Genomic DNA, 23038 nt, shown 5'->3' with positions numbered 1-23038 from the left:
GCAGGTCATCCCGGGGATGTACGCGGTTCGTCCGGCACAATGGCACCCGGGTTCGCGGCGTGGGGAGTTGAGGGTGGGGCAGATCATCGCGACGGCCGTCGCCTGCGTCGCGGCCGCAGCGGCCGGCGTACTGGGCGTGGCCCTGCTGCGCGCCCGGCGCGGCCATCGGACGGCGCTCGAAGAGCGCGGCTGGCTGCTGGAGCGGGAGCGGGAGAGCGCGGCCCGCAGCGCGGTCGACGCCGAACGGGCCAGGATCGCGGCCGAACTCCACGACATCGTCAGCCACAACGTCAGCCTGATGGTGGTCCAGGCCGGGGCCGCCCGCGAGGTGCTCACCACCCAGCCGGAGGAGGCCGCGGCCGCCATGGCCGCCGTGGAAGGGGCCGGGCGGAACACGATGACCGAACTGCGCCACCTGCTGGGGCTCCTCGCGCCCGCGCAGGACGGCGCGGACGCCCCCTACGAAGAACAGGTGGCCGCGGCCACCCGGCTGTCGCCGCAGCCCAGCCTGAGCCGCCTCGGCGCGCTCATCGACCGGTTCGCCTTCGCGGGCCTGCCGGTGGAGGTGCGCGTGTCCGGCGACCCGTGCCCGCTGCCGGCCGGGATCGACGTCACGGCGTACCGGATCATCCAGGAAGCGCTCACGAACGCGCTCAAACACGGAGAGGGAGGCAGGACGCAGGTGACGGTGCGGTATGCGGAACACGCCCTGCGCGTGGAGGTGTTGAGCGGCGCTACGGACTTGCTCCCGGCGGGTGCGCCCGGACCCCGCCCGCCTACCGTGGGCCGCAGCGCCCCCAAGGCCGAGGGAACCGGACGGGGGCTGCTCGGCCTGCGCGAACGGGTCGCCGTCTACGGCGGCGACCTCGACGCCCGCCGCCGCCTGGGCGGCGGCTACCGGGTGCGCGCACGCCTCCCCCTGGACCGGCCGTGACCGCGCCCGCAAGCCCCGGCGCACCCGGCGGGCCGGCGCCCCGCGTCCTGATCGCCGACGACCAGGACCTGGTCCGCACCGGCTTCCGGCTGATCCTTACGGCCCGCGGGATCGACGTGGTCGGCGTCGCCGCCGACGGCGCGGAGGCCGTCGCCCAGGCGCGCCGGCTGCGCCCCGACGTCGTCCTGCTCGACATCCGCATGCCCGTCATGGACGGTCTGGAGGCCGCCCGGCGCATTCTCGCCGAGTCCCCCCACTGCAGGGTGATCATGCTGACCACCTTCGACCTCGACCAGTACGTGTACGCCGCCCTCGCCGCCGGGGCGAGCGGCTTCCTGCTCAAGGACGTCACCCCCGAACACCTCGCCGCCGCCGTCCGCTTGGTCGGCACCGGCGACGCGCTGCTCGCCCCGTCGATCACCCGCCGGCTGGTGGAGCGCTGCGCCCCGGCCGAGCCCGCCGGCGACCGCGTCACGACGGCCTCCACCCGCCGGGAGTTGGCCGCCCTGACCCCGCGCGAACGCGAGGTGCTGACCCTGATGGGCCACGGCCGCTCCAACTCCGAACTGGCCGAGGACCTGACGCTCAGCGAAGCCACCGTGAAAACCCATGTGGCCCGCATCTTCGCCAAGTTGTCGCTGCGCGACCGGGCCCAGGCCGTGGTCCTCGCCTACGAGACCGGCCTGGTGACGCCCGGCTCGGGTGGCTGAACCGGCCGTCACGGCACGAGCTGCGCCATCACGGCGGTCGGCAGCGAGGGGTTGCCGGCCGCGGCCTCCACCACGTCCGGGTCCGGATCGTCGAGCAGTCCGACGACGACCGCCGCCGGGAGCGCCGGGTGGGCGGCGGCGCGCACCCGGGACCTGCCGTGCGCCAGGCAGGGCAGCAGCGCCTCGGCGGTCGCGTTCGGATGCGAGGCGATCTCCCTCAACGCCCGCCGGACCGGCGGCTCGTGGCGGGCCAGCTCCGCCAGAAGGTCCCCGGGTGCGTCCGGGTTGGCCGCGACCCGTGCCAGGACCTGTACGCCGTGCAGCGCGACCATGGCCCGCAGCCGCTCCGGCGACAGTCCCGGGTGCGGGGCCACGGCCTTGGCCACTGAGGCGTCCCGGTCGGCGGCGAGCCCGTCGCGCAACTCCGGCGGCAGATCGTGCCGGTGGGCGACGAGCATCCGCACGCGGCCGTGCGCCGACCGGGCCGCCTGCGCGAGTTCCTCCGGCGCGGCGGCGGAGATCCGCGGCAGCAGCTCCGGGCCCAGGCGGGTGGTGCCGGTCAGCCGCTCCAGCACGTCGAGCGGGACGCGGGGGTGCTGTGCCACGGCGCGCCGTACGTCGTCGCGGGGGTCGGCGGCCAGGACGCGGATCACCTCCGGCCCGGCCCCCGGGTTCCGCGCGACCGCCCTCCGTACCCCGGGCACGGGATCCGCGGCGAGGCGCGCGTAGACGTGCGCGGGCAGCCCGGGGTGTTCCGCGGCGGCCCACCGCAGCAACACGGACGGATGGTCCGCGAAGGCCGCGACGGTTTGCGGGGGAGCGGCCGGGTTGGACAGGGCCCGCTGCCGGATCTCGTGGACGGTCGAGCCGTGTGTTCCGTCGCATGCGGCGCCGGCCGGCAGATCACAGTCGGCGTCCGGGCAGTGGGGGTCGTGGGTGAAGGGGATCTCCCGGCTGTCGCACACCGGGCAGGAGCGGGCGGGCGGCAGACCGCGTCCGGTGAGCAGCGCTGCCAGCGCGGCGGGCGGCACGGCCTCGTTGCCGGCCGCCGCCCGCCGGACCTCGGCGTGCGGGTGCCGCGCGAGGCGGGCCGCGACCGGTGCGGACGTCGTCCACAGCGCGAGCTCGGCGGCCACCTCCGGGTCCGGGTCGCAGGCCAGGGCTTCTTCGACGTCCGGGGGCAGACCGGGGCAGGAGGCGAGCCGCCGGCGCAGGGAGGGGTCCGGGTCCGCCGCGAACCGGCGGGTCCACTCCGCAAGGCCCCGGCCCTCGTCGAGGAGGGCGAGGGCCGCGAGCGGCCACACGGCCGGGTCGACATCGGCGGCCTTCAGATATCCGTCGTGGGCGAGCCGCGCGGGGGCGTCCTCGTCGAGCGCGGCCAGGGCCGCCACCTGCGCGGGGGCGAGGTCGGTGCGGTCGGCCAGGCACCAGGCCAGCAGGTCGGCCGGATCGGCGGGGAGGGGCGGCCCGGGCGTCGCCGCGGCGAACGCGATCAGCCGGTCGACCAGCTCGGGCGGCAGTGCGGGATTGGCGGCGAGGCCGTACAGGAGGCGGTTCAGGGACGGGCTCCGTTCCGTGGGGCGGTGGCGGCGGCGGTGAGGGCATCGGCCAGCGCTTCGGCACAGGGGTTCGCGTGGCGACGCCGCGGCAGGATCAGGCCGATGTGCCGGGCGGGCCGCGGGGGTTCGACACGGATCGCGACCGCCTCCGGGGCGACGGCCAGCGCGACCTGCGGCACGAGGGAGACCCCGACCCCCGCCGCGACCAGTGTCTGGGCGAAGAAGTAGTCGGTCGTCGAGGCCCCCACGCGCAGGTCGAAACCGGCGAGCTCCGCGTACCGGCGCAGGTAGGCCTCCGTCTTGAGGCAGCCCAGCACCCACCGGTCGCCGGACAGCTCGCCGAGGTCCACCGAGGACCGCCCGGCCAGGCGGTGGCCGCGCGGCAGCACCAGCCACAGGGGATCCTCCATCAGCGGCCGCCAGCCGAGGACCGGGCGCCCACCCGGACGCACCGGCGGCGGCCCGTCGAAGTGGTACGCCAGCGCGAGATCCGCCGCACCGCCGAGCACCATCGGCACGGCGTCCTCCGGTTCGCTCTCCCGCACCGTCAGCTCCACCTCCGGATGTGCTTCCACGAACCGGGAGAGCGCCGTCGGCAGCAGGTGCCGGCCTCCGCTGGTGAAGGTGGCCACGGTCAGCCGCGGCCGATCCTGCGCCAGCCGGTCGATCGCCCGCCGGACCTGGTCCAGTTCGGCGGAGATCGTCTCCGCCGCCTCCACCAGCAGCCGACCCGGCTCCGTGAGCGTGACACCGCGCGTGCTGCGCACCGCCACCGGGTGGCCGAGCGTGCGCTCCAACGCCGCGATGTGCTGGGAGACGGCCGACGGGGTCAGCAGCAACGCCCCGGCCGCCTTGTTGAAGCTGCCGTGCTCGGCCACCGCCCGCAGGACGCGCAACCGCTGGACATCGATCATCAGTTTTCCTTACGACCCGTTCAGCAGTCGGTCGGTTCCGCTGGGGACGATACAACGCGAGAGTCGGACGCATGAAGCGGATTCTTGTCATCGGCGGCAGCCGGTACTTCGGGAAGTCCCTGGTCACGCGGTTGCGCGACGAGGGGAACACGGTCACGGTCCTCAACCGGGGTTCCAGCGCCCCGCCGCCCGGCGTCGGCCGGCTCCTCGCCGACCGCGACGACGAGGCCGGGCTGCGGGCGGCCCTGGGCCGGCGCGACTTCGAGGTGGTGGTCGACCAGGTCTGCTACACGCCCCTGCAGGCCGCCGTCGCCCGCCGGGTGTTCGCCGGGAGGACCGGACGCTACGTGATGACCTCGACGATGGAGGTCTACGACCCGGCCACCCTCCCCGCCGGCTCCGCGCCGCACACCGTACCCGTCGCCGAGGGGTCCCTGGACCTTACGCGCCCGCCGCGCGGATCCGGGCAGGAGCCCGCCCGCCCCCGACGGGCAGGCGCCGCCTACGCCTACGCGGAGGGCAAGCGGCGGGCAGAGGCCGTCTTCCTGCACGAGCCGCCCTTCCCGTACGTCGGCGTGCGGACCGCGCACGTCCTCGGCGGCGGCCGGGCGGAGTTCACCGGGCGCCTCGCGCACTACGTGGAGCGGATCGGCGCCGGGATCCCGGTCGAGGTCCACGAAGCCCCGTACGGCACCTCGTTCATCCACCACCTGGAGATGGCCGACTTCCTGCGGTGGACGGCGGGGCAGACCTTCACCGGGCCCGTCAACGCCGCCTCGCACGGCGCCCCGGACGTCCACGCGCTCTGCGCGGCGGTCGCGGAACAGCTCGGACGACGGCCTCGCCACCGGCTCGTGGAAGCCGGTTCCGACGCCTCGCCCTTCTCCTTCGACCGCGCCTACGCCATGGACAACACCCGGGCCGCGGCCCTGGGCTTCAGCTTCGGCCGGGTCGCCGACTGGCTGCCCGGCGCGGTCGCCGAGACCGCACGCGACACCCTGTGACGGGGCCGGCCGGCATACCGTCGCGATCCCTGTCGCGGTGCTGCCGGCGCCCCGTCGCGGACCGCCCGCGTCACGACGCCGACAGGCCGAGGATCTCCAGGATGCCCTCGGCGTACGCGGCCGTCCCGGAGCCCGGCACGGCGTCCAGCTCCCGTCGGAAGCCGTCCGCACCGGTCCGGATGAACGCGGCGCACTGCCCGTGCAGCCCCGCCTCGTGCGTGCCGCCGTCGTCCACCGTGCACAGCAGGGCCAGCAGCGTCCACAGCAGCGCCTCGCGGGTCGCCCGCCGGGGCGGACACGCCGACCACACAGCCATCAGCACGGCGCACACCGCCGGAGCGGGCGGTTTCAGATGCTGTCCGAAGAAGGCGTGGCCCTCCAGCGCGTGGAACGCGGCGGGATGCCCCTCGGCGGCGTCGCGCACGGCCTCCACCAGATGGCCCGCGGGCCGGCCGCAGCCGCACTCGATGCCCTCCCAGTCGTGCCGGGCGATCTCCGCCATCACGGAGTCCGGAACCATCGGGCTGCGCGGCAGCGCATTCAGACGCCGCAGAACGTGCGGCTGCTTCTCACTCCCCCTCATGCGCCACAGTATGAGCCAGGGCCGATCGTGCAGCGAGAGGGGGCGGAACCGGATCACCCGGTCGGCCGTCCCAGACCCCGTGTGGATGAGACGAAGGATCCTGATACTGCTGTTCGCCCTGCTCGCGACCCAGGTGGGCGCACTGGTCGACCCCGCCTACGCCTGCGGCTGCGGAGCGATGATCCCCGACGGCCAGTCCCGCATCGGCGTGGACCGGGAGACCTCCGTCGTGCGCTGGGACGGGCGTACGGAACAGATCGTGATGCGTTTCACCGTCGGCGGGAACGCACAGCGGGCCGCCTGGATCATGCCGGTGCCGGGGCGGGCCACGGTGGAGCTGGGCGACGGGGACATGTTCGACGAACTGCGCGATCTGACCCGGCCCGAGCGCAGGACCCGCAGCCACTTCTGGCCGCGCGGCGGCGACTGGCCCTTCTCCCGCGACACGGGCGACGGCGCGGGTGCCCCGGCGCCGGGCGCCGCGCCGTCCGTGGGTGTGGTCGGCCGCGAGCAGCTCGGCGACTTCGACGTCGCCCGGCTCACCGCCACCGACCCCGACGCCCTGAGGAACTGGCTGGAGAGCAACGGCTTCCAGCTCCCCGAACGCCTCGCCACCGAGGTCAAGCCGTACGTCGACCAGCACTGGGAGTACGTGGCGATACGGCTCGCCCCGCGCGGAGGCCAGGGCAAGGTGCTCCGGGGCGACCTGGACCCGCTGAAGATCCGCTTCGACAGCGACCGGCTGGTCTACCCGATGCGGCTCTCCCGCATGGCGAAGACACCGCAGTCGCTCGGCCTGTACGTGCTGGCGGACCACCGCATGGAGCCCGCCACCAGGATCGGCGGCTCCGCGCCGAAGGTGACCTTCGCGGGAACCATCGACCCCCAGGACGGCCCGCTCGCCGCCCTCGCCGGCGGAAAGCCGGTGTTCCTCACGGCGATCGAGCAGGAGTTCCCGGAACCGGGCCGCATCGACGCCGACCACGAACTGCGCGCGACACCGAAGGACACCCCGTACCGCCGGGCCGTCTACCGCGACGAGCTGCTCACGGTGGGAGGCGGCATCCCGGTCTGGCTCCTGACGGTCGCGGCGGCCGCCGTGGCGCTCGCGTCCGCCGTCCACGCACGAAACCGCCGCCGCCGGCCCGCCGTACCGACCGCCTAGGGCCCTGCCTTCGGATCGGGCCGTATCAGGTGCAGGATCCGGAAGAGAGGCCCGGCCGGGTGCCCCGGCCGCGGAGCGCCGCGTCCGCGGCCGGACCCCGACCGGATCCGCGGCCGGCGCCGGGGAGGGTTCGGGCGCCGGGGAAGCTGCGCCGTACGGATGGACTCGGGCCGTACAAGGCCGGGTGCGGTTCTTTGAGGTGCGAAGCGTCCTACCTTCGCACTGCTTCCTCCACCCCTCCACGAAAGGCACTACTCGTGCGTTCGATCCGTTGCGCCCTGACCGCTCTCGCCGCCGGCGGCATCATCCTGGCGGGCGCGTCCACCGCCTCCGCCGACGACACCTTCACCATCTACGCCCCGGTCAGCAACACGTATTCGATCGTCTTCGGCGACCTGAGCCAGGTCGCGGGCGACGACGTCTTCAACGCCGGCCGCGACAACACGGTCGGCTCCCACAACGGCGCGGCACCGGCCGGTGACATCGGCATGGCGGCCCTGCCGGGCACCCAGGTCCTGAGCAACGAGGCGCTGATGCAGGGTGCCGCCGGCCAGTGGACGGGCAGCATCCTCGGCAAGTGACGCGGCAACAGCAGCCCGGAGCCGGCCCTCTGCCCGCGTGGTGAGGGCCGGCTCCACGGCGTCACCCCGGGGCCGAGCCCCGCGCGGCGTGGGCCACCGCCCCGGGAAGCCGTCGGCGACGGTCCGCCCGGCGGGCGCCACGAGGCCGACGGCGGCAGCCCCGCTCCCGTTCCACCGCGGCGGGACCCCGAGCCTGCCCGGCCTCGCACGGGAGCCGTAGTACGCGGACGCGGACGCCGTCGTGCTCTCGGCGTGCGTGCAGAGCGCCGTCCCTGGGCGACATCGAGCCGGCCGAACCGCTCCCGGGCAGGCCGGTCGTGTCCGCGGCGGTCTGCACCGCCCGCCAGACGCTCCGGGCCCTGGACCTCGACGCCGCGGCCCCGGGGGCCGGCCACCCGCTCTCCGGTGCGTACGTGAGGACCCCGCCGCCCGGACCGCACCGGGAAGCGGGCTACCGCATGGGCGGCGGCACGGTGTAGTTCGGGATCGACGGGTCCTTCGGGTCGAACGGTGTCGGCTTCCACGTCGGCAGCGGGGGCCGGTCGGGCGCCGGGGGCGGGTTCGGGCCCCGGTTCGGGTTCTGCGGCACGGCCGACGCATCCGCCGGCGTCCGCTTCGGCGCCGGGCCGCCGGTGGCCGACGGCCTCGGCCCCGCGTCCGGCGTCGACGGCGGCGCGGACGGCTCGGCGGTCGCCGGCTCCGAGGGCGAGGGCGAGGGGGCCGGCGGGGGCGTCGCCGGCGTCGAGGCGGGAGCCGGCGCGGTCGGCTTCGCGCCGGCCGGCTCGCCCGAGCAGCCGCCAAGCACCAGGGCGCCCGCCAGCGCCACTGCCGCGGCACCCGTCACTGCGCCCCTGGTACCCACACCCACCACCCACCCCGTACCCGTACGGTCCGTCCGCCCCCGGGCCGGGCGATGGTAGCCCACGGGGGCGCACCGAACATGGGCGCGCGCCCCCAGCCGTACCGCAACGTGTGGAAACGGCCCGTTTCGTGCTCTCGGGAGTGACACCAGCGGCGGCTGCAGCGCTGAGGGGCATGGGTCGCCTCACGGTGACCGTGTTCCCGCCCGACATCCGATCCTCAGAGGCCACGACGCATGCACCCAGCCCCAGGCGCCCCCGAGCAGGACACGTTGGAGCTCTTCCTCGGTGATGTGGCCGCCGCCCGCACGGCGGAGGGACCTCCGGATCCTCCCCACGCCGAGGCCCCCGTGTTCGTGGACAGCTCCGGGCGCAGGCAGCTGTGGGTGCGCCGTTGGGGCCGCCTCCTGGTGATACCGGCCGTCGCCTACGTCGTCCTGCTCCTGAGCACGCTGATGGGCGGCCCCACCTTCCCCTCGCCCTTCCTCCCCTCCGCCCAGGCCCCGCACACCCCGGCACCCGGGGAGCCTGCCAAGGCAGGAACGGCCGGCCCGTCGCCGCGCGGCACGGCGGGCGGAAGCCCCCGGCCCACTCCGGCCGCCTCACGGCCCGGCGCGCCCGCACCGGCCGTGACCCCGGGAGGGACGGCACCCGTCACCGGAGCGGCGCCGACGGAGGCGGCCGACGGACCGGCGAACCCGTCCCAGCCGTCCCCGGCCGGCCGCGGCCGCTTCACCACGCCGCCCGGGCAGGGCGGCGGCAAACCCACGGGCCGGCCCTGAGCCTGCGGGCCGGCACCGTCCACACCGCCCCCGACCGCACTGCCCGCCGCACCAGTCAGGAAGCCCCACCCCGTGTCGAAGAACCGCCGTCGCCGCTCGCAAGGCAGGCACACTTCCGTACGCAATGTCCCCCTGCGTACCCACTGGCTGCTGCTCACCACTCTCGTGCTGACGCTCTCAGCGGCGCTGCTCCTCGAGGGCTACACCCAGCACCTCTTCGACGAGCGCCCCGACGGTGCTCCCCGCCGGCAGGCGGCCGCGACGTCCGTACCGGCCGCGATCGGCTCCGGTGGCCCGGTGATCGAGGGCGCGGCGGGCCGCACCGCCACTCCGGCGCCCCGCACGATCGCCCTGACCTTCGACGACGGCCCCGACCCCGTCTGGACCCCGAAGATCCTCGACGTGCTGCGCCGCAACGAGGTGCGCGCGACCTTCTTCACCGTCGGTACCCGCGTCGCCGAGAATCCGGAGCTGGCTCGCCGGATCGTCGAGGAGGGCCACCAGATCGGCCTGCACAGCTTCACGCACACCGACCTCGGCACCGCGTCCGCCTGGCGCCGTTCCCTGGAGCTGCGTGAGAGCCAGCTCGTCATCGCCGGTGCCACCGGGGTCACCACCCCCCTGCTGCGCCCGCCCTACTCCTCCACCAACAAGGCGCTCGGCGACGCCGACTGGAAGGCGGTCGTCCAGGCTGGGCAAGAGGGATACCTGACCGTCCTGACGACCCTGGACAGTCAGGACTGGCGCCGCCCCGGCGTCGAAGCGATCGTCGCCGCCGCCACCCCCGCGGGCTCCACCGGCCAGATCGTGCTCCTGCACGACGCCGGAGGGGACCGCTCCCAGACGGTGGCCGCGCTCGAACAGCTCGTGCCGCGGCTCAAGGCGTCGGGCTGGACGTTCGCCACCGTGGGCGACGCGGTCGCCCTCCCCGCCGCCGTACGGAGCGCCGGCACCGCCGACCGGTGGCAGGGCATGGCACTGATCACCGCCCTCCGTACCAGCGGCTGGATCCTCGACGTGCTGTCGTGGCTGCTGTGGGCAGCGGGTGCGATCAGCCTGTTCCGCGCGGTCGCCGTGTTCGTCGCCGCCCGGCGGCACGTGCGGATGCGACGGAGGCCGTGGGGCGCTCCCGTGACCGAGCCGGTGAGCGTGATCGTGCCCGCGTACAACGAGAGCGCCGGGATCGAGGCGGCCGTCCGTTCCCTGCTCGCGTCCGACCACCCCGTCGAGGTCATCGTGGTCGACGACGGCTCCACCGACGGCACGGCGGACATCGTGGAGGCGCTCCGGCTGCCCGGCGTACGGGTCATCCGGCAGCAGAACGCGGGCAAGCCGGCCGCCCTCAACACCGGGATAGCGGCGGCCTCCTGCAACCTGCTCGTCATGGTCGACGGCGACACCGTCTTCGAACCCGACGCGGTCCGCATGATCGTCCAGCCCTTCGCCCACCGCCGGGTGGGCGCGGTCTCCGGCAACGCCAAGGTGGTCAACCGGGGCGGCCTGCTCGGCCGCTGGCAGCACATCGAGTACGTCGTCGGGTTCAACCTCGACCGCCGCCTGTTCGACCTCGCCGAGTGCATGCCCACCGTCCCCGGTGCCGTCGGCGCGTTCCGCCGCGAGGCCCTGCTGCGGGTCGGCGGCGTCAGCGACACCACCCTCGCCGAGGACACCGATCTGACCATGGCCCTGTGCCGGGACGGCTGGCGCGTGGTCTACGAGGAGCGGGCCAAGGCCTGGACGGAAGCCCCCGCCTCGCTCGGCGCCCTGTGGAAGCAGCGCTACCGGTGGTGCTACGGCACCCTCCAGGCCATGTGGAAGCACCGCGGGGCCCTCGCCCAGCGCGGGCAGGCCGGCAAGCTCGGCCGACGGGGCCTGGTCTACCTCCTGATGTTCCAGGTCCTGCTGCCGCTGCTCGCGCCCATCGTGGACGTCTTCGCCCTCTACGGCCTGCTCTTCCTCGACCCGTTGCGCATCGTCGGCCTGTGGACGGCCTTCCTGCTGCTCCAAGTGCTGATGGGCCTGTACGCCTTCCGTCTGGACGGTGAGCGCCCCGGACCTCTGTGGAGCCTGCCGCTCCAGCAGTTCGTCTACCGCCAGCTCATGTACCTGGTCGTGATCCAGTCCGTCTTCACCGCTGTGGCCGGCTCCCGCCTGCGCTGGCAGCGGATGGAGCGCTACGGCAGCCTCCAGGTGCCCGTCACCCGGTCCGAACCCCCGGCCGAGCCGCAGTACGTGACCGGGACCCCGCCGGGCGCCGAAACCGCGGCCGAGCCCTGGGGCGGTCCCGCCGGCCCCTACGGGGGCCACGACACGGACCCCTGGGAGTCCCACCCCGCGGCTCCGGGCCCGCAGAACCACATCTGGCCGTCCCGGGAGGGGCACCCGTACCCGTAAGGTCACGGGGCGCCCTCGCCGGCCCGGGACAGGGCGAACACCCCCGCGCAGACCAGGGCCACGCCCAGCAGCTGGGGGAGCAGCCACCAGCCCGAGCGCAGGTGTTCCTCGTACAGGACCACTCCCAGCGCGATGCTGATGCTCGCGTCGCCGAGGGTCAGCGCGGGCTGCGACGCCACCAGCGGGCCGCCCTGCATGGCGTGTTCGAGCAGCAGCAGGGCGCAGATGCCGCTCGCGCCGAAGGCGTACGTCTCCCAGGAGGTCAAGAACGCGCCGATGCCGTGGTCGTCGAGGACGTGCATGGAGGACTTCATCAGGGCGGCCGTCAGCGCGTAGCAGACGGCGGTGGCCGCGCCCAGGCAGCCGGCCCGTGAACGGCCGGGCGGCCTCCGCAGGCCCGCGACGGCGAGCAGGGCGACGATCACCGCGCAGGCCGGCAGCGCCGCCAGCCACCTCTCGGCCGGCACGTCGGTGCGGTTGCCCGCCGGCGAGGCGGCCACCAGCGCGACCCCGAGCCCCGTCACCACCCCCGCAACGGCCAGCCACAGCGCCCCCGGCAGCCGCTGACGGGTCAGCAGGGAGGCGATCAGCAGGGCGAGCGGCAGCTCCAGCACGAACAGCGGCTGTACGAGGGCCAGCGCGCCCGTGGCCAGCGCCGCGGCCTGACCGGCCCCGGCCGCGATCACGGCCAGGATGCCCGCGACCCACACGGGCCGGCGCAGCAGGTCCAGGACCAGACCGAAGCGGAAGCCCTCGCTCTGCGGCACGGTGAGTGCGGCCCGGCGCTGGAGCACGGTGGCCAGCGCGTTGCTGAAGGCAGCGAACAGCGCGAAGAGGACCGGCAGGACGACGCCCATGCCCCGATCCTCACCTCGTCCGCCGCCCGGCCGCGCCACGACACCGGGCCGCGGGGGTCGCGGCGCGCCCGCATTCCCCCGTCCGGGCCTGTCGCGGAGCCGCATCAGGCGCGCCCGGCCGCCGCCCGGCGCAGGGCCAGCGCCGCCAGGGCCTCCGGGGCGCCGGACTGGCCGCGGATCCCGGGGAAGGCGTTGACGTCAACGATCAGGGGCGTCCCGCCGCCGGTGTCGATGATGTCCACACCGTAGACGTCCAGGGCGAACACGAACCCGACCCGGCGCACCAGATCGGCCCAGCCGACGGGCAGTTCGTCCGGGGGCAGCTGGCGGGTGGGGCCGCGTCCGCCGGGGGAGAGCTCCGACCGGCGCAGGGCCGAGAACACCTGGTCGCCGATGGCCCACAGTTTGTGGTCCCAGCCGTTGTTGGGCGCGTACTCCTGCACCACGACCGGCTCCTGCGGCCAGTCCCGGGCCAACTCCCGCAGCCGCGCGGTGTCGTCGGCGCGTGCGACGAGGTCGCCGCGCCGGCTGAGCCGGCTCTTGACCACGACGGGAGCGGGCGGCCGTGCCTCCCGTGCCCACACTCCCAGGGCGCCGACGGTACGGGTCGCGGCGAACGGCAGACCGGCCCGCAGGGCGAGCCCGGCCATCTCCGTGCGGTCCTGGCACAGCGCCGTGGCCGCCGCGGTGTTGACCACCGGCGCCCCCCGGCGTTCCAGGTACCGGGCGAGTCCCAGCGCGTGTGGCGTCCGGGACTTCAGCAGGTACACATCGGCCAGGGGCAGCGGCACGTCCCCGAGGGTGACCGGATCGAGCGCCTCGACCTCGTGCTCCGGAGCGAGCAGCGCGGTGGTGTCCGCCAGCAGCGGATGCCCGGGTTCCGGGGTGATCAGGCCGATTTTCATACGGCGTCACCCGCCGCGGCCGGAATCTGCGCCGCGGGCCGGGCCGGGATCGACAGGGGCAGGGCGTACGGCAGCGTCACGGGCGCCGCCGGCGCCGCTGCGGGTCCGCCGGCCCGCGCCAGCCCCAGTACGGCACGGGCCACCCGCGCCGTCGCGTCCGGCACCTGCCGGAAGCTCGGGAAGTCGTTGACGTCGACGACGACCGGCCCGTCGGGACCCAGCAGGACGTCCACCCCGTACAGGTCGAGCCCGTAGACCGCACCCACCTGGGCGGCGATCGCCGCCACCTCAGCCGACAGCGGCACCCGGCGCTCGCGCACCGAGGGGTCGGGGTGCAGCGGGGAGCAGCGCTCGGTCGCGAACAGCTCCCCGCCGACCGCGTACACCTTGATGTCCGTCCCCGAGTTGGGTACGTACGGCTGGGCGATGAGCATGCCCTCGCCCGCGAGCGCGGGCAGCAGCGTCTCCAGCGCCCCGGGCGAAGTCGCCAGGTGCACGGCCCGCCCGGAGCTGCCGTCGGCGGGCTTGACCACGAGCGGGTACTCGGCCGCCGGTATCTCCCTGAGCAGCTCGGGGCGGGCGACGGCGTACGTGGGCGGCAGCGGGAGGCCTCGGCCGCGCCCGATCGCGGCGGCCAGCGCCTTGTCCCGTACGCCGCGGATGGACCGGGCGTCGTTGACGGTGGTCATCCCGGCTGCGGCGGCGGCTTCGAGGAGGGTCAGCCCCGGGCCGCCCGACACCGTCTTGAGCACCCAGGCGTCGTGGGCGCCCGCGTCCACCACCTCCGTCATGCGCAACAGCGAGCCGCCGGGCCGCACGACGTCCACGCGGTGCCCCCACGCGGTCAGCGCTCCGATCACCTCGTTCGGCATACCGTCGTGGCGGTAGTGCTCCTCCACCAGGAAGCAGAGCCTCATCGACCTTCCCCAAAATTCCCGGACGTCCGCCGAATCCGCCCGGCGAGTTGTGACGCCACAGGATGTCATGGACCGCAATGTGATGATCGGTCCGCCTGTGGGCTCCTGTATGACGTTCCGACCGGTCGACTGTCCGGCCGTCTGTGCGGTCCTCCGCGCGGACTTCCTTGTTACGCTGCCCCTTACGGTCCGACGGGGGGAAGTGCGGGACATGTGCGGCCGGTGGACGGGGCAGTTGTGCGCACTGGCGGTCAACGGAGCCGCACCGGCGGACGTGCTGCTGCGGTTGCTCGGCCATGAGGACGAGTGCGCGCGGCGGCCGGTTCCGCGGCGCGCCGTGCTGCCGCAGGAGGTCATCGAGGCGATTGTGGTCCACCCGGACCGCCGCGTCCGAAGCGCCTTCGCGCAGAACGCCGACGCCGACCCCGAGCAGCGGGCCCGGCTGGTCGACGACCCGTCCAAGTCGGTCCACCTCAGTCTCGCGACCGGTCCCGCGCCCTACCGGCAGCCGGTGCCCCCGCTGCCCGACCGGGCGTACGAGCGGCTGCTGAAGCACCCCGAGGCCCTGGTGCGCCAGGAGCTGTTCAGCTGGAGCAGCCGGCCGCCCGCCCACATCCTGGCGGGCCTCGCGGACCACGAGGACCCGCTGTTCCGCCTGGCCGCCTGCCAGGGCGCCTGGCACCGGCTCCCGGACGAGGCGCGGGAGCGGCTCCTCCGCGACGACGACCGCGAGGTACGGCTGGCAGCCGCCGAACAGGTCTGCCACGAGGACGAGGAACGGACCGCCTGGCTCATCGGGCAACTGAACGGCTCGTGGCGGCCCGTAGACGTCCTGGGCACCGGCCGGCTCACCCGGGAACTCGCCGAACGCCTCGTAGCCGAGGGGGATCGGCTCGCGACGATCGCCGGAAACCCCTCGCTCCCGCCCGACCTTGTGGCACGCCTCGCCGTCGACCCCGACCCGGCGGTCCGGCTGGTGGTCTCCGCCCGCCCCGAGCTGACCGAGGCCGAGCGCGCCGCCGTCGACCACGCCGTGGAAGCCGACGCCCGGCTGGGCACGCTCGACTGGGTGTGGGAGCGGCGCGAGGACGCGGAGTTCCTTCGGCGGTGCGCCCGGTCCGCGCACACCTGGCTGCGCCGCAGCGCCGCCGCCTGCCCCGGCCTGCCGGCCGACGCCGTGGAACTGCTCGCGGGGGACGAGGACTTCGCCGTACGCCTGCTGCTCGCGGAGTCCCACCCGGCGGCGCCGCCGGAACTGCTCCTCGACCTCTACCTCAACGGCACGCACCGCGCCGTCGGCATGCTGACCGCCCGTCCCGGCTTCCCCTTCGCCGGGCTCGCCGCCCGCTTCGGCGACTCGCCGGATCCCGACCGCCGGATGCTCGCACTGCGCGACCCCGGCCTGGAACCGGAGCTCCTCGACCGCCTCAGCCGGGACCCCGAGACGCGGAACGCCGCCGCGCAGCACCCCCGGCTCCCCGTGGCGCGGATCCGCGAACTGCTCGACGATCCGGACCCGGGGACCGCGGCCGCCGCGGCCGCCAATCCCGCACTCCCGCCCGAGGACATGCGGCGGCTCCTGGACCGGGCGCAGGTGCCGGAAATCCGGGTGAATGATCGGACAAGCGGCTGCTAGGTTGATCACGTGCCGAAGCTGAATCAGATCATCGCAGTCGAAAAGGGCGTCAAGTCCAAGTCCCTCCAGGAGCTCACCCAGGCTCACCACGACGTGCAGAAGCCCGCCCTGCTGGCCGGTATCTCGCGGACGTACCAGCCCAAGGACGAGGAGGGTGAGCAGCTGCCGCCCGAGTCCACCCGGGTACAGGTCAAGGCGGAGGACGTGCTGCGCGCGACGGCCGGGACGCTCACACGGCTCTTCGACGTGACGGCCACCAAGGACTGGGCGAACCGCAGCGCTGCCGCGGACGTGGTCGTCGACGGCAACGTCCTGCTCGCCCAGGTGCCCGTACCGTACCTGCTCTTCCTGGAGAAGCAGCTCACGGACCTGCACACCTTCGTGCGGAAGCTGCCGGTGCTGGACGCGTCCGAATCCTGGAACCTGGACCCGTCCACGGACTCCTGGAAGACGGACCCGGTGCGCACGATCCGCACCAAGAAGGTGCCGCGCAACCACGTCAAGGCCGAAGCCACCGAGAAGCACCCGGCGCAGGTCGAGGTGTACTACGAGGACGTGCCGGTCGGTTACTGGACGACCGTGAAGTTCTCCGGCGCGCTGCCCGCCCGGCGGGTCAACGAGCTGCTCGACCGCGTCGAAAAGCTCCAGCAGGCCGTCAAGTTCGCCCGCGAAGAGGCCAACAGCGCCGAGGTCACCGACCAGAGGGTCGGGGACGCGGTGTTCGGCTACCTGTTCAGGTAGCCCACGAAGACCCCTCCCGTATGTCTGCGGGAGGTGCGCGAGAGCGCAAGCTGAAACTGATGTTGAAGCTGAACAGGGGTGTCAGTTGGGGGTTCGAATCCCTCCCCCGGCATTGCGTGCCGGGGTGGCCCAAGCTGGTAGAGGCGGCCCCATGAATCTCAGATTCTCGCTCCAGTCTCAGTATTCGCCGCCGAACACCGGATCGACCGAGCGTGGACGACCATCGATGGATGGGGGTTCAAGTCCCTCCTGCGCCTCTCCCATGGCGCGGTAGTTCAAAGGCAGAACACGTCGATCTCAGAATGATCCGCGACTCTTAAACGTGCCGGTGTGCGCAATTGGGTGGCAAGCAGGAGCCCGGGAGCTGGATATGCTCCCGGGCTCCGTCACGTTCGCCCCGAGGTCACACGGTTCGGACGGTCACACGGGCACGGACACGAAGGTCCTGCCGGCTTCGTTCTCGACCAGGACGGCCTTGACGTCCGCCCGGTCGACGGCAGCCGAACCGTCCAGGCCGGCGCCCTTGGCCTCGCCGTTGCCCTGGCTTCCCACGACCCAGCTGCCCGCGGTGGTGCGCTTGCCGTCCTTGGAGACCACGACCAGCCGGCAGCGCTCGCCCGGCGGCACTCCGGTGACCGCCGCCCGCAACCGCACCCACTTGGTGGCCGGCGTCATCTGTACGGTCATCCGCGCACCCGTGCCCGCATCGGTCGCGGAGTGCAGCGTGGTCCCCCTGGGCGGGGGAGAGGGGTCCGCCGAAGCGGTCGGCGACGGGGGCAGGGGAAGTGCGACGGGGTCGGGATCGCCCGCACCCAACTGCGTGCCGGCCCAGAACACGGCAGCCAGGGAGGCCGCCACCGCCAGCCCTGTGAGACCCGCACGACGGCGTGCGGCACCGGCGCGCTCGCCCCGCATCTGCCGCAGGGTGCGCTGGAGCAGCAGGTCGCCGCCCTGCGGCGGTCCGTCGAGGAACGCCTCCTCGGGCACCTCGCCCAGTGCCGCCTCCATCTCGCGCAACGCGGCCACCTCCTCCCGGCACTGCACACATCCGCTCGTGTGTCCCTCGACCCGGCGGACCTCCTCGTCGTCCAGGACGCCGAGCACGTACGGGCCGAGCAGTTCCTCCTCGTGCCGCTGCCGGTTCATGCCACCACCTCACGCAGTCCGGCCGGCTGCTGGGGCGGCCTGCCCGATCTTTTTCCGTCTCTTGTGCCGCTCTCCCGGAAGCCGTCGTCCCTGAAGACGTCGCGCAGGGCCTTGAGCGCGTAGTGCGAACGCGACTTGACCGTACCCGCCGGGATGCCGAGGGTGTCGGCGGCCTCCGCCACGCTCAGCTGCCGGTAGTACAACTCCTTCAGCACGTCCCGGTGTTCCGGGGACAGCCGGTCGAGAGCCCCCAGCACGGTCATGCTGTCCACCACGGAGTCGGCGTGGTCCGCCTCCACCGGGGGAGCGGCCGCCGAACCGGACACCTCCGGCGGCCGGGCGGCCCGGGCCCGATACCGGTCGGTGATGATGTTACGGGCCACGGTGAGCAGCCAGCCGCGCACCGAGCCCTTTCCGTTCACGAGGACCTCGGAGTGCCGCCAGGCACGAATCAGGGTCTCCTGCACGACGTCCTCGGCCGCGGCCCGGTCCCCGGTCAGCCGGGTGGCGTACGCGAGCAGGGCGTGGCCGTGCTCCTCGTACACGGACTTGATCAGTGCCTCGTCGGTCGAGCCCCGCCGAGTGCGGGGCCACAGTGGTCCGGCCATCTCACCCTCTCCGTCTTCCTCGCTTGCGTGGTGCGGTCGGAACACGCCGGCGGAGCCGATACGGTTCATGTGACCTGCGTCACTCGAGGTCCGGGGGGTTCAAGTCCGGCAGGCGCGGCCCTCGTTGAGGCAGTCGACGAGCGCGGCCATCTCCGGCCCGGTCATCGCGTTCACGAACATCGCGTGGTCCGTTCTGGGGCTGTGCCGTTGCTCGGGGAAGGAGTCGATCGCCACCGGCGCCCCCGCGGGGACCTCGTAGGCGAGGGAGAGGCGCAGTTCGGGCACCGGGAAGGTGTCGGTGGGGCAGACTCCGTTGCCGCCGGGGAACAACAGGTGCGAACGGTGCCCGGCGCTCGCGGTGTCGAGGCCGTTCCAGCAGCTCGGGAAGACCAGGGTGCGGGTGACGCGGTCGCCCTCGGGGCAGCGCGGGTAGCGGGTGGTGGAGCGGTCGGGGGAGCCGGAACACCCCCAGCGGGCCCGGACGTGGGCGTCGCTGCCCGCCGTGCGGGCGACAGCGTCGCCCGTCATCGCGCGCAGGAAGGGCGGCATCGCCACGACCTTGCTCACCGGGTTGCCCCGGAACTCGACCCGCACGGAGCTCTCGGGCACGATCTCGCCGGTGTTGCCGTGCCCCGCCGCCGTCTCGTGGGGGCGCACCCCCGGCCGGTCCAGGCGGCGCAGGACGGGCCAGTAGTACGTCGACCGGTCCCCGCCCGCGCAGCTCGTGGCGGCGGCGGCCAGCGAGTCGTCGGTCGACATGGCGTCCGTGGACAGGTTGCCCACGTAGGAGTGCGTGTGGTGGGCGCCGGCCCGCAGGCCGGGCGAGACCAGCAGGTTGTCCTCGTTGTAGTGCCCCTCCTCGTTGCGGCCGCAGTCCACCGCCACCGAGCCCGCCGAGCCGTCGCTCCGATCGGCGGGCGTGGCCCGAGCGACGGCGGGGGCGGGTGGAACATCACGTATGTCCACGTAGTCGGACGGTGCCGGGGCGCCGGCCACCGCGCCCGGGTGCGGTCCGGCGGCGCGCGTGGCACCCAGCACCGCGGCGGCCAGCCCACCCCCCAGGACCAGGCAGATGACGACAGTGAGCAGTCGGCGTTCTTTCCCCATGGCGGTCACGGTTACCGGTGGCGACCCCGTCGTCAACCTGGCATCCGCACGGCGGTCGCCCCACCGCGTTCGTGCGTTCCGACGGGGCCGCCCGGTGACGTGTGGCGGTTCGCCCGGTCAGTTGCGGACAGGGGCCCGCAGGATCCGGGCGACGACGTTCTCGGCCTCCTGCGGGTGCTCCTCCGGCCATGTGCCGTTCGTCGAGGGCCGGGGCGGGGGTGCGAGCCGCGGCGGAACAGCGGGCGCGGGCCCGCCGAGGCCGCGTACGCCCCCCTTCCGGGCGGCTCCGAGGTGCCCGATTCCGGGGATCGCGGCCACCGGCCGACCGGCCGGTGGCGACCGCCGGGGAGGAGAGGCCGGGCCAACCACCACCGAGAGGGCCGGGGTTGTCCGTGGGGCCGCTTGTCCGGCCGCACGGCGACCGGACACAGTGTGCGCATGACACCCGCCGAGCTCCTGAACGCGTTCGCCCGCACCCGCGCCCGACTCGACGGCGGCGAGGTCACCTACTGGTGGACCGGCGACGTCCACTCCTGGGCACCGGGCGAGCCCTACCGGCGGCTGTTCGGCTTCGAAGGACTCAACGTCGCGCGCCTCGTGCCGGACGAGGAGAGCGGCGGCTACCAGCTTCTGTCCCGGGAAGCCGCCTTCTACCTGGACCCGGTGACCCGCGAGATCATGGAGACCTGGCAGGGCAGGCCCGTGGTCCACGTCTGGAACGATCCGGCCAACCAGAAGTGGCGCCCCTTCCCGGTCCCGGTGACCGAGCTGGGCGACCAGATCTGCTTCAGCCTGGAGATCCCGCTCGCCTACCCCTCGCCGCTGCCGGCCGAGGAGTACCCGGACCACTCCGCCGACGACACCTACCGGGCACTGGAACTCTTCCAGTTCTTCGCACCCGCCACCGCCCTGACCACCGACGGGGCGAGCGTCCCCGCGACGATGTCCTGGACCCGCATGTCCCCCTGGCTGCCGTGGATGGCGCAGGGCCCGCGCCCCGGCGGCCTCACCTTCCACTGCCGCGGCCGCAAGCTCGACGCCTACGCGCAGGTTCCCGAACGCACCCGCGCGTACATTGCCGACCGCCACCCCGAGTTCGCCCATGCGCCGGAGAAATGGAGCGAACCGAACGAGACGAGCTGGACGTACTTCCGCAAGCTTCTCCCGCCCCACCGGGAGGAGTCCTGAGCGCCACCCCCGCCCGCCGGGCCGACCCCTAGGGGCTTTCCCGTGATCCCCGGCGGGCGCGCGACGACGGCTGCGGCGCCTCGCCGTTGTCGGAACGCCCGGATACGTGCGGTACGAGTACGCGCCTCCACCCCGCGCCCGTATCTGCCGCCGCGCCCCGATCCAGCGGGATTCGCGGCACCGCCCTCGGGTGGCCGGGGGCCGGCGCGCACCGGAAAAGGCCTGATCACACCCTGCTCAGGGCCCCCCGGGGGGAGTGGCAGGGGGCGGACAAGGGTTTTCCCCGTATCCAGTTCATCCCCGCGTTGCCTACTGTCTGCCCACCGGCGATCTTCCCCAGGCCGGGCGGTACACACTCCAACCCCACATGGCGTGTAGGCCTACCACCGGGGGAAGTACGCCGGGACCGCCGTTGCCCCTGCCTCGCCGTTGCGGCCGGGACAACGTGGCGTGCGGCGGCAGCCGGGGCGAGACCGACCAACTCGCTCCCGGCCCCGCGGCCGCCGGAACCTCCCACACTGCACCGAACCGGCCGCTCCGGCCTGCCCGGAAACGGCCCTCGAAAGGGATCACGTGCACGCAACGAGACGCAGGCTCATATCCGTGGTGGCCATGTCCGTCACCCTGCTCGCCGGCACCGCCACCGCCTCCGTGGCCGTGGCCTCCGAGACCCCCACCGCTGTCCCCGCGGCCGCGCTCGCCCCCACCGCGCCGGTCGAGAACCTGATCGTCGGCTACAAGTCGTCCGCCTCCGAGGCCAGCTCCAACAACGCCGCCGCCGCCGACGCCACCGCCAAGGGCAAGAAGGCGGGCAAGAAGGCGAAGTTCGACCGGCGCCTGGGCACCGGCGCCGCGCTGGTCAACCTCGGCGGGACCGTCGCGCCGGCCGAGGCCGCCGACGTGATGGCCCAGTTCCGTGCCGACCCGGACGTCGCCTACGTCGAGCTCGACACCCGCGCCTACGCCGCGGCCGTGACCCCGAACGACACCGAGTACGCCAAGCAGTGGGACCTCTTCGAGTCCACCGCGGGCATGAACGTCCCGGCCGCCTGGGACAGGACGACCGGCTCCGGCGTCACCGTCGCGGTGATCGACACCGGCTACGTCGCCCACTCGGACCTCGCGTCGAACACCGTCGCCGGCTACGACTTCATCAGCAGCGCCACCTACGCCCGTGACGGCGGCGGCCGCGACAGCAACCCCGCCGACGAGGGCGACTGGAACGCCACCGACGGCGAGTGCGGCGTCGGCTCGAAGGCCGGCAACTCGTCCTGGCACGGCACCCACGTCGCCGGCACCATCGCGGCGGCCACGAACAACTCCAAGGGCGTCGCCGGCATCGCCTACGGCGCGAAGGTCCAGCACGTCCGCGTCCTCGGCAAGTGCGGCGGTTCCACCTCGGACATCGTCGACGCCATCACCTGGGCCTCCGGCGGCTCCGTGGCCGGCGTCCCGGCCAACGCCACCCCGGCCAAGGTCATCAACATGAGCCTCGGCGGCCCGGGCGCCTGCGGCACCAGCTACCAGAACGCGATCAACGCGGCCGTCGCCCGCGGCACGACCGTCGTCGTCGCCGCCGGCAACAGCAACGCCGACGCGGCCGGCTACTCGCCCGCCAGCTGCAACAACGTGATCAACGTGGCGGCCAGCAACCGCGCCGGCGACCGGTCGTACTACTCCAACTACGGCTCGATCATCGACATCGCCGCCCCGGGCGGTGAGACCCGCCGCGCCACCGACACGCCCGGCACCGTCACCACCCCCGAGAACGCGATCCTCTCGACCCTGAACGCGGGCACCACCACCCCGGGCTCCGAGATCTACAAGCCCTACCAGGGCACCAGCATGGCCGCCCCCCACGTCGCCGGTCTCGCCGCGCTGCTGAAGTCGGCCAACTCCGCGCTGACCCCGGCCCAGATCGAGACGGCGATCAAGAACAACGCCCGTCCGCTCGCCGGCACCTGCACCGGTGGCTGCGGCGCCGGCCTCGCCGACGCCGCCGCGACCGTCGCCGCCGTGACCTCGACCCCGCCCGCCCCGGCCTTCGAGAACACCGCGGACTACGCCATCGGCGACAACACCACCGTCGAGAGCCCGATCACCGTCACCGGGAAGTCCGGCAACGCCCCGGCCACCCTCAAGGTCGGTGTGAACATCGTCCACACCTACATCGGTGACCTGAAGGTCGACCTGGTCGCCCCGGACGGCAGCGTCTACACGCTCCACAACCGGACGGGCAGCGGCACCGACAACATCAACCAGGTCTACACCGTCAACGCCTCCTCCGAGGTCGCGAACGGCACCTGGAAGCTCCGGGTCAACGACAACGCCGGCGGCGACACCGGCAGGATCGACTCCTGGAATCTCACCTTCTGAGACGGATCACGCCGCCTCGGGGTCCGATACCAACTCCGCCTGACGGAGCGATAGTACGGACCAATTGAATC

At 73.8% G+C, this 23038-nt stretch carries 22 protein-coding genes; 13 read left to right on the top strand and 9 right to left on the bottom strand.

Annotation, left to right across the window (positions count from 1 at the left end; all coding sequences use genetic code 11):
* Positions 1-73 precede the first annotated feature (73 nt).
* Positions 74-934 carry a sensor histidine kinase gene (locus ACZ6JS_RS24350; RefSeq protein WP_469300862.1) on the top strand — a complete coding sequence of 287 codons (861 nt, stop codon included), beginning with the start codon at positions 74-76 and terminating at the stop codon, positions 932-934.
* A complete protein-coding gene (locus ACZ6JS_RS24345) occupies positions 931-1644 on the top strand; it encodes a response regulator (protein ID WP_469300860.1) in 714 nt (237 codons plus the stop codon). The genes ACZ6JS_RS24350 and ACZ6JS_RS24345 overlap by 4 nt, the downstream gene beginning before the upstream one ends.
* An 8-nt stretch (positions 1645-1652) precedes the next feature.
* Here the strand turns inward: ACZ6JS_RS24345 and ACZ6JS_RS24340 are convergent, their stop codons facing one another.
* Complete coding sequence (locus ACZ6JS_RS24340; RefSeq protein ID WP_469301061.1) at positions 1653-3203, bottom strand: hypothetical protein; 1551 nt, start codon at positions 3201-3203, stop codon at positions 1653-1655.
* Entirely contained in the window at positions 3200-4117 is a 918-nt protein-coding gene (locus ACZ6JS_RS24335; RefSeq protein WP_469300858.1) for a LysR family transcriptional regulator, read from the bottom strand. The genes ACZ6JS_RS24340 and ACZ6JS_RS24335 overlap by 4 nt, the downstream gene beginning before the upstream one ends.
* A 71-nt stretch (positions 4118-4188) precedes the next feature.
* On the opposite strand from ACZ6JS_RS24335, the gene ACZ6JS_RS24330 reads away from it, so the two are divergent.
* On the top strand, positions 4189-5121 hold the full coding sequence (locus ACZ6JS_RS24330) for an NAD-dependent epimerase/dehydratase family protein (protein WP_469300856.1): 933 nt from the start codon (positions 4189-4191) through the stop codon (positions 5119-5121).
* A gap of 70 nt (positions 5122-5191) precedes the next feature.
* Here the strand turns inward: ACZ6JS_RS24330 and ACZ6JS_RS24325 are convergent, their stop codons facing one another.
* Positions 5192-5704 (bottom strand): hypothetical protein, encoded by a 513-nt coding sequence (locus ACZ6JS_RS24325; protein ID WP_469300854.1) that lies wholly within the window; start codon positions 5702-5704, stop codon positions 5192-5194.
* Positions 5705-5789: 85 nt separating this feature from the next.
* Between ACZ6JS_RS24325 and ACZ6JS_RS24320 the strand changes: the two genes are divergently transcribed.
* From ACZ6JS_RS24320 to ACZ6JS_RS24295, 6 genes are all read left to right on the top strand, one after another.
* Positions 5790-6869 (top strand): DUF2330 domain-containing protein, encoded by a 1080-nt coding sequence (locus tag ACZ6JS_RS24320; RefSeq protein WP_469300852.1) that lies wholly within the window; start codon positions 5790-5792, stop codon positions 6867-6869.
* 257 nt (positions 6870-7126) lie between these two features.
* Positions 7127-7450 carry a hypothetical protein gene (locus ACZ6JS_RS24315; RefSeq protein WP_469300850.1) on the top strand — a complete coding sequence of 108 codons (324 nt, stop codon included), beginning with the start codon at positions 7127-7129 and terminating at the stop codon, positions 7448-7450.
* Between the two features lie 317 nt (positions 7451-7767).
* Positions 7768-7929 carry a hypothetical protein gene (locus ACZ6JS_RS24310; RefSeq protein WP_469300848.1) on the top strand — a complete coding sequence of 54 codons (162 nt, stop codon included), beginning with the start codon at positions 7768-7770 and terminating at the stop codon, positions 7927-7929.
* A 153-nt stretch (positions 7930-8082) separates the two neighbouring features.
* A complete protein-coding gene (locus ACZ6JS_RS24305) occupies positions 8083-8370 on the top strand; it encodes a hypothetical protein (RefSeq protein WP_469300847.1) in 288 nt (95 codons plus the stop codon).
* A 176-nt stretch (positions 8371-8546) separates the two neighbouring features.
* Positions 8547-9092: a hypothetical protein gene (locus ACZ6JS_RS24300; protein WP_469300846.1), complete on the top strand. Its 546-nt coding sequence runs from the start codon at positions 8547-8549 to the stop codon at positions 9090-9092.
* 72 nt (positions 9093-9164) lie between these two features.
* Positions 9165-11486, top strand: coding sequence for a bifunctional polysaccharide deacetylase/glycosyltransferase family 2 protein (locus tag ACZ6JS_RS24295; RefSeq protein ID WP_469300845.1), 2322 nt, complete (start codon positions 9165-9167; stop codon positions 11484-11486).
* Positions 11487-11488: 2 nt separating this feature from the next.
* Here the strand turns inward: ACZ6JS_RS24295 and ACZ6JS_RS24290 are convergent, their stop codons facing one another.
* The 3 genes from ACZ6JS_RS24290 to ACZ6JS_RS24280 all read right to left on the bottom strand — a co-directional run bounded on the left by ACZ6JS_RS24290 (position 11489) and on the right by ACZ6JS_RS24280 (position 14165).
* Positions 11489-12343 carry a DMT family transporter gene (locus ACZ6JS_RS24290; protein WP_469300843.1) on the bottom strand — a complete coding sequence of 285 codons (855 nt, stop codon included), beginning with the start codon at positions 12341-12343 and terminating at the stop codon, positions 11489-11491.
* 104 nt (positions 12344-12447) lie between these two features.
* Entirely contained in the window at positions 12448-13248 is an 801-nt protein-coding gene (locus ACZ6JS_RS24285) for an ATP-grasp domain-containing protein (RefSeq protein WP_469300841.1), read from the bottom strand.
* Complete coding sequence (locus ACZ6JS_RS24280; RefSeq protein ID WP_469300839.1) at positions 13245-14165, bottom strand: ATP-grasp domain-containing protein; 921 nt, start codon at positions 14163-14165, stop codon at positions 13245-13247. Before ACZ6JS_RS24280 ends, ACZ6JS_RS24285 begins: the two co-directional genes overlap by 4 nt.
* 211 nt (positions 14166-14376) lie before the next feature.
* On the opposite strand from ACZ6JS_RS24280, the gene ACZ6JS_RS24275 reads away from it, so the two are divergent.
* Both ACZ6JS_RS24275 and ACZ6JS_RS24270 read left to right on the top strand, forming a co-directional pair.
* Positions 14377-15801 (top strand): hypothetical protein, encoded by a 1425-nt coding sequence (locus ACZ6JS_RS24275; RefSeq protein ID WP_469300838.1) that lies wholly within the window; start codon positions 14377-14379, stop codon positions 15799-15801.
* Positions 15802-15810: 9 nt separating this feature from the next.
* Positions 15811-16542, top strand: coding sequence for a DUF7873 family protein (locus tag ACZ6JS_RS24270; protein ID WP_030031943.1), 732 nt, complete (start codon positions 15811-15813; stop codon positions 16540-16542).
* A gap of 420 nt (positions 16543-16962) precedes the next feature.
* On the opposite strand, the gene ACZ6JS_RS24265 is transcribed toward ACZ6JS_RS24270, so the two are convergent.
* The 3 genes from ACZ6JS_RS24265 to ACZ6JS_RS24255 all read right to left on the bottom strand — a co-directional run bounded on the left by ACZ6JS_RS24265 (position 16963) and on the right by ACZ6JS_RS24255 (position 19403).
* Positions 16963-17688, bottom strand: a complete 726-nt coding sequence (locus ACZ6JS_RS24265; protein WP_469300836.1) for an anti-sigma factor — start codon at positions 17686-17688, stop codon at positions 16963-16965.
* Positions 17685-18296, bottom strand: a complete 612-nt coding sequence (locus ACZ6JS_RS24260) for a sigma-70 family RNA polymerase sigma factor (protein ID WP_469300834.1) — start codon at positions 18294-18296, stop codon at positions 17685-17687. Before ACZ6JS_RS24260 ends, ACZ6JS_RS24265 begins: the two co-directional genes overlap by 4 nt.
* A gap of 99 nt (positions 18297-18395) precedes the next feature.
* Positions 18396-19403 (bottom strand): DUF1996 domain-containing protein, encoded by a 1008-nt coding sequence (locus tag ACZ6JS_RS24255; protein ID WP_469300833.1) that lies wholly within the window; start codon positions 19401-19403, stop codon positions 18396-18398.
* A 438-nt stretch (positions 19404-19841) separates the two neighbouring features.
* Between ACZ6JS_RS24255 and ACZ6JS_RS24250 the strand changes: the two genes are divergently transcribed.
* Entirely contained in the window at positions 19842-20591 is a 750-nt protein-coding gene (locus tag ACZ6JS_RS24250; protein ID WP_469300831.1) for a DUF1838 family protein, read from the top strand.
* A gap of 612 nt (positions 20592-21203) precedes the next feature.
* Positions 21204-22967 carry a S8 family peptidase gene (locus ACZ6JS_RS24245; protein ID WP_469301059.1) on the top strand — a complete coding sequence of 588 codons (1764 nt, stop codon included), beginning with the start codon at positions 21204-21206 and terminating at the stop codon, positions 22965-22967.
* Positions 22968-23038: the final 71 nt, after the last annotated feature.

It is taken from the genome of Streptomyces sp. NPDC046349 (assembly GCF_055587885.1).
The sequence above is the reverse complement of the archived record's forward strand: the minus strand, read 5'-3'. Positions and strand labels throughout refer to the sequence as shown.